This window comes from Chryseobacterium sp. KBW03 (assembly GCF_003852415.1).
Classification (GTDB): Bacteria; Bacteroidota; Bacteroidia; order Flavobacteriales; family Weeksellaceae; genus Chryseobacterium; species Chryseobacterium viscerum.
In genome coordinates this window covers 647,840-662,458 of the sequence record NZ_QAJO01000003.1, presented here as the reverse complement: position 1 = coordinate 662,458, position 14,619 = coordinate 647,840, and the positions used below count along the sequence as shown (strand labels likewise).

At 36.2% G+C, this 14,619-nt stretch carries 12 protein-coding genes; 5 read left to right on the top strand and 7 right to left on the bottom strand.

Annotation, left to right across the window (positions count from 1 at the left end; all coding sequences use genetic code 11):
• Positions 1–250: 250 nt before the first annotated feature.
• The 5 genes from kdsA to DBR39_RS06885 all read left to right on the top strand — a co-directional run bounded on the left by kdsA (position 251) and on the right by DBR39_RS06885 (position 7,079).
• Positions 251–1,060 carry a 3-deoxy-8-phosphooctulonate synthase gene (kdsA, locus tag DBR39_RS06905; RefSeq protein WP_124531689.1) on the top strand — a complete coding sequence of 270 codons (810 nt, stop codon included), beginning with the start codon at positions 251–253 and terminating at the stop codon, positions 1,058–1,060.
• Between the two features lie 43 nt (positions 1,061–1,103).
• The gene (locus tag DBR39_RS06900) at positions 1,104–3,341 is read left to right on the top strand and encodes a TonB-dependent receptor plug domain-containing protein (RefSeq protein WP_124531687.1); all 2,238 of its coding nucleotides are present in this window, start codon (positions 1,104–1,106) and stop codon (positions 3,339–3,341) included.
• Between the two features lie 128 nt (positions 3,342–3,469).
• Positions 3,470–3,850: an HYC_CC_PP family protein gene (locus tag DBR39_RS06895; RefSeq protein WP_228447782.1), complete on the top strand. Its 381-nt coding sequence runs from the start codon at positions 3,470–3,472 to the stop codon at positions 3,848–3,850.
• A 113-nt stretch (positions 3,851–3,963) separates the two neighbouring features.
• Positions 3,964–4,437, top strand: coding sequence for a DUF3347 domain-containing protein (locus tag DBR39_RS06890; protein WP_124531685.1), 474 nt, complete (start codon positions 3,964–3,966; stop codon positions 4,435–4,437).
• Between the two features lie 104 nt (positions 4,438–4,541).
• A complete protein-coding gene (locus DBR39_RS06885) occupies positions 4,542–7,079 on the top strand; it encodes a multicopper oxidase domain-containing protein (protein WP_410494253.1) in 2,538 nt (845 codons plus the stop codon).
• A gap of 391 nt (positions 7,080–7,470) precedes the next feature.
• Here the strand turns inward: DBR39_RS06885 and DBR39_RS06880 are convergent, their stop codons facing one another.
• The 7 genes from DBR39_RS06880 to DBR39_RS06850 all read right to left on the bottom strand — a co-directional run bounded on the left by DBR39_RS06880 (position 7,471) and on the right by DBR39_RS06850 (position 14,618).
• Complete coding sequence (locus DBR39_RS06880) at positions 7,471–9,504, bottom strand: S9 family peptidase (protein ID WP_124531681.1); 2,034 nt, start codon at positions 9,502–9,504, stop codon at positions 7,471–7,473.
• A 77-nt stretch (positions 9,505–9,581) separates the two neighbouring features.
• Positions 9,582–10,700: an FAD-dependent monooxygenase gene (locus tag DBR39_RS06875; RefSeq protein WP_124531679.1), complete on the bottom strand. Its 1,119-nt coding sequence runs from the start codon at positions 10,698–10,700 to the stop codon at positions 9,582–9,584.
• A gap of 77 nt (positions 10,701–10,777) precedes the next feature.
• Entirely contained in the window at positions 10,778–11,278 is a 501-nt protein-coding gene (locus DBR39_RS06870; RefSeq protein ID WP_124531677.1) for a GNAT family N-acetyltransferase, read from the bottom strand.
• A 28-nt stretch (positions 11,279–11,306) separates the two neighbouring features.
• Entirely contained in the window at positions 11,307–11,891 is a 585-nt protein-coding gene (locus DBR39_RS06865) for a hypothetical protein (RefSeq protein WP_124532068.1), read from the bottom strand.
• Between the two features lie 13 nt (positions 11,892–11,904).
• Complete coding sequence (locus DBR39_RS06860) at positions 11,905–12,705, bottom strand: alpha-ketoglutarate-dependent dioxygenase AlkB (RefSeq protein ID WP_124531675.1); 801 nt, start codon at positions 12,703–12,705, stop codon at positions 11,905–11,907.
• An 8-nt stretch (positions 12,706–12,713) separates the two neighbouring features.
• Positions 12,714–13,949, bottom strand: a complete 1,236-nt coding sequence (locus tag DBR39_RS06855) for a hypothetical protein (protein ID WP_124531673.1) — start codon at positions 13,947–13,949, stop codon at positions 12,714–12,716.
• 93 nt (positions 13,950–14,042) lie between these two features.
• A complete protein-coding gene (locus DBR39_RS06850) occupies positions 14,043–14,618 on the bottom strand; it encodes an Imm26 family immunity protein (RefSeq protein ID WP_124531671.1) in 576 nt (191 codons plus the stop codon).
• Position 14,619: the final 1 nt, after the last annotated feature.

The following is a 14,619-nucleotide window of genomic DNA, read 5'->3' as shown; positions in this document are numbered from 1 at the left end:
GGGCTAAAGCCCGTTCCTGTTGAATGTTAGAATTGCCCACAGATTGCGCAGATTTACACAGATGATTCTGCTTAATTAATAATAGAATAAAAACGTACGGTTTGTCATTCCGAGGAATCTAATCTATTAAAGAAACATTCTGTTCTCGGCATTTTAGTCTTCGCTTTCCCTAAACCCTAACTAACCGCCAAATAATTTCCAAGTCTGAAACTTTCTCAGTATTTTTACTGAACTTTTTAATTACAACAAAATGATTCAGTATTTAGATAATATTTCGCACAAAGATTCAAAAAACTTTTTCCTTATTGCCGGACCTTGTATTATTGAAGGAGAAGATATGGCATTGAGAATTGCTGAAAAAGTAATCACTATCACGGATAAATACAATATTCCTTATATTTTCAAAGGGAGCTTCAAAAAGGCCAACAGAAGCCGTGTAGACTCTTTTACAACCATTGGCGAAGAGAAATCTCTTGAAATCCTTAGAAAAGTAGGAGAGACTTTCAATATTCCGACAACTACAGATATTCATGAGAATGAGCATGCAGCATTAGCCGCTCAATATGTAGATGTTCTGCAGATTCCTGCATTCCTTGTACGTCAGACCGATTTATTGATCGCTGCCGCTAAAACAGGAAAATGTGTTACCCTGAAAAAAGGACAGTTCCTTTCACCGGAAGCAATGAAGTTTGCTGTTCAGAAAGTGACAGATTCTGATAACCAGAAAGTAGCCATTATTGAAAGAGGAAATTCTTTCGGGTATACAGATCTGATCGTAGATTACAGAGGAATTCCTACCATGAGAGAATATGCTCCTGTTATTCTGGATGTTACACACTCTCTACAGCAGCCTAACCAAAACTCAGGAGTTACAGGAGGAAGACCAGACCTTATTGAAACCGTTGCCAAAGCAGGAATTGCAGTAGGTGCAGATGGAATTTTCATCGAAACACACCCTACACCGGAAACTGCTTTATCTGATGGTGCAAACATGTTAAGATTAGATTTATTAGAAGATTTGTTACAAAAATTGACAAGAATTAGAGAATCAATTTTGTAATTGTTAAAAAAACATTAATTTTAGAAATTCTAAAACATTTCTTTTGAAAAAACTAGTTTTACCGCTAAGCCTTATGGTCCCTTTTCTGATTTTCTCCCAACAAAGAAAAAAGGATACAGCGACCACTAGAGTGACCGATATAGAGGAAGTTGTCTTCCAGAAAAAAGTAACAGGAAGAACCAATGACCTTACCAATGTGAGAATTTCAGCAAAAGAAGCGAAGTCAGTAGCTTCTATTAATGGTGGGATTGAAGGATTGCTTAAGACGCTTCCTTCCGTAAACTCCAATACCGAGCTGTCTTCCCAGTATATGGTTCGTGGTGGAAACTATGACGAAAACCTTATCTACATCAATGATATTGAGATCTACAGACCTTTCCTGATCAGAAACTCTCAACAGGAGGGGATGAGTATCATCAATCCGGATATGGTGTCTGCAGTGAATTTCTCAGCAGGAGGATTTGAAGCCAAGTATGGTGATAAAATGTCTTCTGCTTTAAATATCTATTACCGTGAACCTGAAAAATTTGAAGTTTCAGGAGAGGCAAGTTTAATTGGAGGCAGACTGACAACTGGTTTGGCTTCAAAAAATAAAAAATTTACAGCTTTATTTTCCGGAAGATACAGAAATACCAATCTTGTTCTTAATACCTTAAAGGAAGATACAGATTTTAACCCAACGTATTGGGATTTCCAGTCTTATCTGAATTACCATGTTAATGATAAGCTCTCCATGTCATTTATTGGATACTATTCCAAGAATGACTATGAGATGATTCCTAAGGCAAAAAGTGTCACTTTCGGAAGCCTTCAGCAGCCTATTACAGTGAATATAGGATATGCAGGTAAAGAAAATGACCAGTATAAAAATATGATGGGGACATTCTCCATGAACTATAAGCCGACAGACAAATGGAAGCTTACATTGGATGCCTTTGCTTATCAGAACAGAGAAAGAGAATATTATACAATACAGTCCGCTTACGAACTGCAGACCTTTGATCCTGTTACACAGCAGCCTGTGACATCTTTCGATGTTGGTGGGCAGATAGAGCATGCAAGAAACGATTTGTTTGTAAGAACATACGGAACACAGTTCAGAGCGAAATTCTCTCCTAATGTAAATACAGATATTGAGGTTGGATTCAAATATGAAAAAGAAAACCTTAAGGATTTTACCAATGAGTGGAAACTCGTAGATTCTGCAGGATACAGCATTCCAAGACCGGAAATTATTGATCCGAGAACCGGGACTACAGGAGATCTGAAGCTTGCTTATTATATTGCCGGACAAAACAATATTGAGCCTACAAGACTTTCTGCATATGCACAGTATTCTCAGAAATTCTATTGGGGAGCCAGTAAAGTATTTGTGAATGCCGGAGTACGTGTTGCCAACTGGAGTTTCAATAAAGAAACCATATTCTCTCCAAGAGTTCAGTTTGCAATAAAGCCTGACTGGGATAGTGATATGTTGTTCAAGATTTCCGGAGGAATCTATTATCAGTCTCCTTTCTATAAAGAGATCAAAGATTTAGATGGTAATTTTAACTCTAATATAAAGTCACAGCGCTCTATTCAGGTGATTCTTGCCAACGATTATGAGTTCCAGATGTATGACAGGCCCTTTAAGCTGACTACAGAACTGTACTATAAAAAAATGGATAACCTGATTCCGTATTATATGGATAATGTGAGGATCCGTTATTCCGGGCAGAATAATTCTAAAGGATATGCGTATGGTATTGATACCAGATTATTTGGAGAATTTGTTCCTGGTGTAGATTCTTGGTTGTCTGCGAGTTATGCCAGAGTATACGAAAATATTGACGGAAGGGGTGATATCCCAAGACCTACAGATCAAAGACTGAGGTTTGCGATGTTCTACCAGGATTATATGCCGAGCTTCCCATCTATGCGTGTCAATCTTACTTTAGTATATGCAATGGGATTACCAACAGGAGCCCCTGTACTATTCAACAGCAATGGACAGCCTGATTTTAATGCAGCTTATAATTATCAACAGACTCTTCCTTCTTATAAAAGGGTAGATTTAGGATTGACAAAAGTATTTATCGATCCGAAAGAGAAAAATAAGAGATCTGGTTTCTGGGGTAATTTTGAGGAACTGACATTAGGGGTTCAGGTTTTCAATGCATTTAATATCAACAATACGGTAGCCAACCAATGGATTACAGATTACAACAGCAATTACATGTATCCGGTTCCAGTACGTCTTACAGGACGTTTCTTTAATGTAAAACTGGAATTCAGACTATAAATTGAAATCAAAAAAATAATAAAAAGCTTCCGGAAAATTCGGAAGCTTTTTATTTTCCTGAATTTTATAACAACATTACCAAATTTTATAACAATGCTGTCATAGATATTTTTAAATTTGTCTTACCAATGAAAAAGATTCTTGCCATATTGTTTTCTATTTTCTACTTCGGTTTTTCTTCCGGAGCAGCTTTTAGCATTCATTATTGCATGAAAGAATTTGTTTCTGTGAGCCAGAAAACAAGTGATATCTGTGCTAAATGCGGTGTTAAAGAGAAAAAAGGATGCTGCAAAACAGAAATCAAAATAGTAAAAGTAGATGACTCCCAGAAGTCTGATTTCCTGAAAATTGATTTTTTAAGTCAGATTTCAGAAATTCCGGTGAGACATCAGGTTGCTGTTGTTGATAAGTCTTTTTCGGCCACCAAGTTTACTCAAATCCAGATCAATGCACCACCTGAATATCAGCCGGTACCGATCTACATCAATCATTGTAATTTTAGAATTTAGAATCCGTCTTCTGGTATCATCAATTGTATACTGTTATGAACGGCATGTCCTGATGCATTTTCTGATGCATTACCCATTCTTTATTAAAAAAATTAATTCTAAAATTTAAAACAATGAAAAAATATATCATTACAGCAGCTTTCTCTTTATTTTCAATTATTTCACTATCAGCACAATCTAAAAAGGATGCTCAGGTTTCTAAACTGTATCAGAACTATATCGCTATCAAATCGGCTTTAGCTTCAGATGATGCTGACAAAACTTCAAAGGCAGCAACAGAATTCATTAAAACAGCATCTGTTATCGATTACAAAGTAGTTTCTGAGGGCAATCTTAATGTTCTCAGAAAAGATGCTTCTGTTATTTCTGAAGCAAGAAATGTTGCTGCACAGAGAGAAACATTTTTAAATCTTTCGGACAATATGATTGCTTTGACCAAGCAGTTTAAACTTTCTGAGAAACCAGTCTATGTTCAATATTGTCCAATGGCAGACGGAAGCTGGTTAAGCGATGAAAAACAGATTGCTAATCCATATTACGGAAAGTCTATGCTTTCTTGTGGAAGTGTAAAGTCGGAGATTAAATAATTACCGTATTATTCTTTAAAATAATGAGTTGCATAGTTTGATGTACAATTAACTTTAAGCTGTGCAACTTCTAAAAAGTTCGAAATATTATGAAAAAGCTAATAATGTTTCTGGTACTTTTGTTCTCTGTATTTACTTTCGCTCAAACTACAAAAACATTTTATACCTGTCCGATGCACCCTGAAGTGGTGTCCTCTAAACCTGGAGACTGCCCGAAATGCGGAATGACTCTGGAGGAGAAGACTGTTGTCTTAAAACCGGAAGCGAAATCTATATCCAACAAAGAGACGAAGACAAAACTCTCAGAAACAAAAATAAATAAGGATAAAAGTGAGAAAAAAGAAACTGAAAATCCAAAAGAAGAAAAATCTGTTTTAAGAAGGAACTCCGAAAACGGAAGAATAACCTTCGGAGGAAAAAAAGTTCGCTATGACCTGTATGTAAAAGATACTATTGTCAATTTTACAGGGAAAAACAGGAGAGCGATAGCGATCAACGGGAAGCTTCAGGCTCCGACTTTATATTTTACAGAAGGAGATACAGCTGAAATTTACCTGCACAATATGCTGAAGGAAAAAACAGGACTGCACTGGCACGGAGTAATTCTTCCGAATGAACAGGATGGGGTTCCGTTCCTTACCACAAAACCGGTAATGCCGGGAGAAACGCACTTATACAAATTCAGAGTTTCCCAAAACGGAACGTATTGGTATCATTCCCATGAAGCGCTTCAGGAACAGATTGGAATGAATGGGATTCTGGTTTTCAAAAAAAGAGAAGGCGAGCCTAAAACAGAATATAACGCTGAGATTCCTGTATTGTTGGGAGATTGGAGTGATGATGACCCGATGCAGATTGCCAGAAGGCTTCATATGGCCAATACAGACTGGTATGCTGTAAAGAAAAATGCCGTACAAAGTTATTGGGAAGCCATTAAGTCTGGAAACTTCGGGACAAAAGCTCTGAATGAATGGAAGAGGATGGAAGCCATGGATGTAAGTGATGTCTATTATGACAAATTTTTAATCAATGGTGTTCCCAGTTCAGATTATTCCAATTTAAAACCTGGAGATAAAGTAAGATTAAGAGTGGCAAATGGAGGTTCCTCCACTTATTTCTGGCTGAATTATGGAGGTGGAAAGATCAAAGTAGTAGGAAATGATGGGAATGATGTGGTTCCGGTAGAAGTTGACCGTTTGATTGTTGGGGTTTCCGAAACCTATGATATTGAAGTCACTATTCCTGAAAATAAAAGCTTTGAATTCCGAGCCACTTCAGAAGATAGAATAGGACATGCTTCCCTTTGGCTGGGTTCCGGTGAAAAGGTAGAAGCTCCCAATCTTCCAAGATTAATGCTTTTTGAAGGAATGAAAATGATGAACGGAATGATGGAAATGAGCGGGAATATGAAGCCAATGAATATGACGATGGGAAATCAGATGATGGATATGAACGAGGTAATGTACCCGGAATTGTCTGAAAACCAAAGAAAAACTACGGCAAAGCACATCAATGAGATGATGGGAGTAAAAACGAAAGATAATAAAGGTGAAGATCATTCCCAACATTCCGGAATGGATATGAAAGAGGAAAAAACGATCAAAAGATTGTCTTACAATATTTTAAAGTCTCCTGAAAAAACAATTCTTCCAACAGACAGTATTCGTGAAATGAAATTTACGCTGGAAGGAAATATGAATCATTATCTGTGGACATTAGATAATAAAACCGTAACGGAAACAGATAAAATTCTGATCAAAAAAGGAGAAGTTCTTAGAATTAAAATGTATAATAATTCGATGATGCGCCACCCGATGCATCTTCACGGTCATGATTTCAGGTTAATCAATTCAAAAGGAGAGTATTCACCATTGAAAAACGTAGTGGATATCATGCCTATGGAAACGGTAACAATAGAATTTGCAGCAAATCAGGATGGGGACTGGTTTTTCCACTGTCATATTTTATACCATATGATGGCGGGAATGGGAAGAATCTTCAGTTATGAAAACTCTAAACCCAATCCACAGCTTCCGAACAGAAAACTGGCCTGGAAAAACTTTATACAGGATAATAGAATGACCAGTTCTATGGCCATGATGGATGTAGCAAGCAATAAGATTCATGCAGAAACCATGACGATGTTCGGACCAAGATGGGCCAACCTGAATGAGTTTCATTCCAACTGGAATTTTGATCACTTTGAAGGAAGTGCAAAAGTAGGACGATTCTTAGGAAAATTTCAATGGGCGCTTCCTTATGCAGGAATCAGAGTTCAGAAAAATCATGAAATCATGGAAAGACAGATGGCTGAAGATATGGGAACGGATTTTCATGGTAAAAAGACCTGGTTTGGACAGCAAAAAGCTTCAAAAAACAAATTTGCTTTTATGGTGGGGATGCAGTATGTATTACCCATGTTGATTACCGCTGATGCAAGTGTCGACCAAAACGGAAAAGTACTCTTAGAGCTGAGCAGAGAAGATATTCCACTTTCCAGAAGACTGAGAGGAAACTTCAGTGTAAACTCCGATGGCGAATTTTCTACCGGAATACGATATATCGTTCAGAAATGGTTTTCGCTTTCCGGAAATTATGATAATGAAATGGGCTGGGGTGCAGGTGTTACTTTAACGTATTAAATACAACTCAATTATATTAAAAAAGCTGTCCAATGAGACAGCTTTTTGGTCAAATAGATGTCAGCTATTGGGAGTCTTTATTTAAACGCAAAGAATAGATAATTGCAATGTTTAATTTTAGGAGGCAAAGGGCCGCGACTTTGTCGCTGATGAAGCTTTAAAGTAATACATTCGCTTAAAAAGAATCAATGAAATTGATTCCGGCTTTGCTCCCTTAAAATTTTACTATTCAAAAGTAAAACCTTTGCGTTTTAAATACTATCCTGCAAAGTGTCTTTATACCTACTTTGATATGTACATTTAGATGCAAAACAAATGTTATGAGTTTATGTAAAAAACAAAAAGCCACCTCATTTTCATGAGATGGATTTGTATAATTGATACAAGTACTTTATTTAGAAGCTCCTGCAGTCTTTTCAGTTTTTGCTGGTGTATACATCACTTTTGAAATATCAACAGTCATTTCTTTCAGACGTTTTGCCACATTTTCAGGCATTTCTTTTTGGTATCTTCCACCAATGACTTCTGAAAGGAATTTCTCTGTTTCGGCATACATCGCCATGCTGTTCACTGGCTTACGGAATCCGTGGCCTTCATCATCAGCAAGGATGTAATTTACCTTTTTACCTTTATCACGAAGGGCAATTACAATCTGATCTGCTTCAGCCTGTTTTACCCTTGGATCATTAGCGCCCTGAACGATCAGCAAAGGTTTGTTGATTTTATCTACACTAAATAACGGGCTTGCAGCATGCATTAACTTTTTACCTTCTTCAGTTTTAGGATCACCTACCATACCATACAGGAAGGCGCGTGCAGCTTCCCAGTAAGCAGGAACGGAATCCAATAGAGTAAACAGGTTGCTTGGTCCTACGATATCTACTCCGGCAGCATATACATCAGGAGTAAACGCTAATCCTGCCAGGGTTGCATATCCTCCATAGCTTCCTCCCATGATAACGACTTTATTTTTGTCTGCAATTCCTTGATCAATAAGGTATTTTACGCCCCATGTAATATCATCCTGCATCAGTTTTCCCCACTGAAGATCTCCGCCATTCTGGAACTTTTTACCATATCCGCCACTCGCTCTGAAGTTAGGCTGTAATACGGCATATCCTCTGTTGGCAAGAAACTGTACCGTTGAGTTGTATCCCCAGTAATCTCTTGGACCTTTTGGACCTCCGTGAACCAGAACCACTACAGGAACATTTTTTCCGGTTGATCCCACAGGTAATGTCAGGTATGCCGGAATTTCAAGTCCGTCACTGCTTTTATAGGTAATAGGCGTCATAGGAGCCAGATACTTTTCAACTTTTTTCAATTCTGTTCTTGGAGTATACTGAAAAATAAGCTGTTTGGTTTTTGCATCAAAGAAATACGCTTCGGAAGCATATTTATCACCTCCAACACCAACTAAGAATTTAGAATAATCATTGGTTGAGCTTGAAAAACTAACTTCTCTTCCCGGGAATTTACTTTGCAGGAATTTATAATTAGCTTCCCATGTCTTATCTTTCCAGTAGTATTCTGTTTTATCTCCGGTGTAAGAGGTATAGATCATTTTTCTGGTATTTCTGTCCATGGACAGCCCTCCAAAATCTACTTTATCTTTGGGATCGCTTTCTATTTTTGTAATCTGCTTGGTTTTTGGATCCATCAGGAATAATGTAGATTTGTCAAGATTCCCTTTGTTGGTTACCAGGTAAAATTTAGAATTATCTTCATTCCAGTTTGAGATATAAGCACTTTCCGTTACCAAAGTCTCATAAATAGGGGTAAGTTTATCGCCTTCTTTATAAAAAAACTGGGTAGTCCCTTTATCATCCGTTTTGGACAGCACTCTCAAGTTTTCATCCCAGTCAAACTCATAACTTGTGATACGGTCTGTATTTTCAAAAATCTTTTTCAGCTCGCCTGTAGAAATTTTCAATGAATATAAATCATGCCACGCTTTATCACGATTGTTCAGTCCAATCATCAGTAAGTCAGGATTTTTTCTGCTTACCATGTAGATTTGGGCGGTTACATCTTTAAGAGGTGTTATATTTCTAGACTCAGGAACTCCACTCGTGACTTTTGCCATGGGGTCTACGGCGAAAATATTCATGTTTTCATCCCCGTTACCATCTTTTACGTAAAGAATATACTTCCCGTCTTCTGACCAGAAATATCCGCTCATCGGTCGTTTACTATCCGTTAATGGGCGGGCTTTTTCAAAAGGTTCATCAATTTTTTTCACCCATATATTCATGATGCCTCCGTATTCTTTTGTAAAGGAGATCCATTTTCCATCCGGGCTCAGCTGTCCTCCGGCAATTTCCGGGTTTCCAAAGAATAAACCTCTGTCCAGTACCGGGACTTCCTGTGCTCGTGCTGTATGAACTCCTATGAATAAGAGTAATACATAAAAGATTTTTTTCATGTTTTTTTTGATTTAGTTGTTATTAATACATTGAATATAATTTTTTTACATTGTATCTTTTCTTAAAAATGTAATCTCTACATTTCCAGTTCTATAATCTTTTTAGCCATTTTTTGATTCATGCTTTCCGGAATTAAGCCCATCAGAAAATTACGCAGAGAATTTCCTCTTTCCCATTGAGAAACCTTTCCGATAGTCCGGCTTGTATTGACAATATAATCTACTTTTTTTCTTCTGATGCTTTGAAAAGTTTTAAAAATGGTATTGAAATCCTGACTATTTTCCAGCAGTTTTCCAATAATATAAGCGTCTTCGATAGCCTGGCAGGCACCTTGCCCCATATTGGGAGTTGTTGCATGGGCGGCATCTCCGATCAGGCATAGATTTTCAGAATACCATTGGGGAATAGGAGTGAGGTCGGAAATGGTGTTACAAATAATATTTTCGCTTGCTGTACCTTCAATAAGTTGTAAAACTAAAGGATCAAAATCATTAAAAATATCCGCGATTTCAACAGATCTCCCGAAACTTTTCTCGTTGACACAAGCATACCAATACACTTTTTTGTCAGAAATTTTCACAAATCCAAAGCGTTTTCCCTTTCCCCACATTTCAAAAGCTTCCTGATGATGTTTTTCAGGCAGATCGAAATCCAAGAGACCACGCCAGCATTTCTGCCCCGAATTCCTGATCGTTCCGGTTTTTAAAATCTGATTCCGGATAGGGGATTTTATACCATCAGCTCCAAAAACGATCTGACTTTCAATTTGATTTCCGTTTTCAAAATCCAGGATATAGTTTTCTCTCTTTTCTATTTTTTGTAATGAATGATTGAGCTGAATGGCATCAGGAGATAGGTTTTCAGCCAGAATTCTTTGAAGCTCTGCCCGGTGAATGGCAACATTGCAGGAGTTGTACTGAGCTTCCAGTTCCAGAATTTCCGTTTTGGAGATAGTTTGTAAAGATTCATTGGCGATAACAATCCTGTGAACTTTATTTCCTGCATTTTCAATCTTCTCTTTTAAACCCAATTGATCAAAAACCTGCATCGCATTGACTGCCATCATGATTCCGGCTCCTACAGGTTTTATTTCGGGAGCAGCTTCATAGATCGTGAAATCATACTGATGCTGTTTCAGTATATTTCCGAGGGTAAGTCCTCCGATTCCGGCTCCGATGATTGAAATGGTGTTCATAAAGATTTGGTTTTTGTTATCTGCTGTAGGACGCTGGAATTTTTATATTTGATACAATTTCACACTATTATTTTAATTTATAACGTTAAAATATAGCTTTCCGATACCTTTTTAAAGCCATATTTACTAAAAAAGTTGTGAGCTCCATGATTGTTGACCCCGCTTTCCAGCAAGATAAAACTGATATTCCAGCTTTTAGACTCCAGAAGGGCTTCCTCCAAAAGTTTACTTCCAAGAGATTGACCTCTTATAGATTGGTTCAAAAGCATATCCTCTAAAATCGCATACTTTTTGAAAGGGCTGTTGATCACATTGAAAACAAGCATTCCTACAATATCCCCGTTTTCATTTTCTGCAATTAAAATATTCAATTTTGAAGCTTCATTATAGTCATAATCGTTCATAAGCTGCTCTGTGAATACAGCTCTTACATCAGGATTCCAATGATTAGAATCTAAAGCTCTTCCATACATGATTTCACTATGGGAGATGTATGAATCTGTTTTATGAGTAATAAAAAAGTCTACCAGTTCTGCTACGCGTGTTTTATCCGTAAGCCATTTTGTAGTATATTTCATGAGGTGTAGTGTATTTATTTTAATTTTTTCAGTTCTTCAGTTCTTCCAGCAGTGTATTCTGCTTATTGATGAATTGAGTGAGGCTGTCCGTTTTCAAAAGATGAGCATTCTGATATTTTTCAATTTCCGGAAGCGTTTTTCTGATTTTGAATGCAGAATACAAACTATAAATGCTCTGTTTATTGCGGCTTATTGCATGTTTAAGCTCTTTTATTTTTTGAATTTTCAAATAATATTTATCTGAACTTTCTTTGACAAGGTTCATCATTTCCTTTCTTAAAACCGAATCGTTAATCGCTTTTGCCTCGCTTTCCGCAATCAGATAATAATCTTCGGAATTAGCAATAATAGTATTATATATACTTTGCATTTTGCGGGCATCTTCTTGCATTAAAGAAATTTTTTCATCCATTTTCTTTAGTGCATCATCATTTTTTATTTTCTCATAATAAATGCCATTAAATATATCTTGGGTTTTGCTAAGTCTCTTTATTGGCATACTGGATTCTGTGTTCTCAGCAGCTTTCTCAACAATATCATGATTTTGCGATTTGTTTTCTCTACAGGAAAGTACAGATAATACCAGGGCAGAGGCGAAAAGTATTTTTTTCATACGTGTTTGTTTTTTAATATTTTTTCTCAACAGGAGGAATCAGATCTCCCGGGCTTATTGTATACAACAGATGGGGATAAACGAAATCCAATGATCTGTTTTCCTGACCTCTGAGCTTAAAAAAAACTGATTCCTGCTCTTTATCAGCTAATGTTAATACTTCTCCGGAAGAAAAATAAGGTTTTTCATTATTAAACTGAATAGATGTTTTCGATTTTCGGAAGGTAATTCCCAGCCATTTATTATCATTAACAGTCTTTTTTTGATCATGGGCTGAATTCAGGATAATCTTATGTTGAAATTTTTTATTGGTTTCCACAGAAAATAAAACAACAGAGTTATGATGTAAAATAATTTCAAATTCTTCATCTGTTATTTTATCTTTCACTACAAGCTTTCTCAACTGAAAATCTTCTAATTCGTCCGGCTGCTCATAACATGAAAAAAGTCCTATAAAAGAATTATTTTCTAGGTCTAAAGCCTGGTCAGAATGAAAATTCATCTTGGAGTAGGTAGAATCATAAACTTCAATTAACGCATTGTCAAAATACTGTACAGGTATTTCTGTATTTTCAGATAAAAGAGTCACATTAATCTGTTCAACAAGTTTCTCATGAATTTCCGAAAATGCAGCTGCCGGAATATGATATCGGGTAGTGGTTCTTACAATTGAGATATACTTACCTTCTACTTTTACCAGATGATTTCCAAGTCTTCCTTTTCCTGTTGACTCAAAATCAACAGAATGGAATAAATTCATAAACATATTGCTGTCTAAGGGAAGCCGTATTTTTTGAAACTCAGTTTTATTCATTCTTTCTATTAAAATATAGGTTTTTCATAATCTCCTGAGTTCATACTAAAATGAACTTTGCCATATTCTACCATGTTTTCAGTACTGTTTTCTTCGTAATAAGAACTTCTTAGCTCTTCACGAAGTTCCGGAGTCATCTCTTCAAGCTTAATATAATGGTCATTTTCTTTTATATAGGTCTGATTATTGGTATGCATCGCTTCCACATTAGAGCAACGAACTACATATCCCATTCTTATTGGGATTTGGTTAACACCCAAAACTGAAGGTCTGATTTCATGAGTATACAGCCTGTTAGTAGAAAGTGGAATAAAAAATGCAGAATTTGGGTATAAAGTAACAGTGAATTCTTTTTCCAGTGAATCATCCTCAACCGTTTTTTTTAGCCTAAAATGAAGTCTTGTTAAAGCACTTGTCTGTTTATAACACCAGTCGAACCTGTCAGTAGCTGACGGCTTTAATTGTTCTATATTTGATTGATCATAAAACGTACAAAACGCAATAAGCCCTTCTTTAGGCATATCTTTGGTCTTGTCGGAATGGGCTTTGATTTTGGCTTTTACTTCCTTGTCAGAATCAGCTGTTTTCTGTTTATTTTCATAAATCTGGACAAGAGCATGATTCATATCTGTTCTATACTCAAATGTATCCTGTACACATTCATTCAAAAGATTGATAATCTGAGTATCTACATCGCGGAAATTATCAGTAGGACCTGTTAAATTGCTTGAACATCGTAAAAGGTTGTAATGAAAAGCTTCTTTTCCTTCCTCAGTAATTTCTTTGGTCACTTTACTCAGATAAATTCCTTTTCTGAAAGCTTTAGTTTCTTTGTTAGACTCTGTTAATTCTTGAAAGTCGTGTTGAGATTTAATGGTATCGAAACTGTAGTCATCACCAAAGAGTTTTCTATAATAAACTCCGGCATTGCTGATAATAATAGGAACTTCTCCTAAACTTACTGTTTTTAAAAGGTTCTCAGGATAATTTTCATAATTCACCGAAAGCTCTTTTATAACGGATAAATATAAAGTATTTTCTTCAAGGCTCTTGAGATCCCCACAAATATAGATTTTTTTACTGCTTACATTTTTAATGTTTATATCAGAAAATCTATTGACAACCGATCCGCAAAAATGATCAATTAAATATTGAAGTTCCGGATTGATATCTTTATCATGCTGCAAAACAACAAGAATATTTTTGTCATGTGTAATTTTATTTTCAAATGGTAGAATAGTCATTGCTTTTTTAATAAGGTATTATAGGGTATTAGTTGAAAATATTTTTAGGTTTGTTACAAAAACATATGAATAGAGTTTAGATTATTCAACCCTTTATCCCCAGCTTTTAAACTTGTCATGCATTATTTCTGCAATTTCGTTTACTCTTTTCTGAGCTATCTCATTATCTTGTCTGTATTCCATAGGTATCTTGTCATAGTCCATAACTTCATCGTTAGACAAAAATCCTTTTAAATGGTTTAATACTCTAAATATAATATGGTCCATACGCCAGCAAATAGAAGGCTCCATGTTTTGCATTTCATCAGTTTCTTCTCTTTTCGTTTCACCACCGACCCAGAGGCTTCTATCAAATACGAAAGTAATGTCTTTATAATTTGACTCAGATTTATCATATTCAGGATTACTGAATAGTATTTTCCATCTTGGGGTACCTGCTGCGAAGCGCATACTGCAAAATATGGGCTGGAATAATCTCTTGCTTGTATCTACATCAGAAATGTTTTTTGGAGGCTTGGTGTAAAAATGGTCAAAAATTTCAATAAGATGACCTAAATTGGGTTTAATAAATTCAATATAACGGGCAATAACAAATCCATTTTCATTCGATTTACTGATTGTAGGAATATAAAACAGATCACCTGGTTTTGGCTTCATTAATGACTTCATT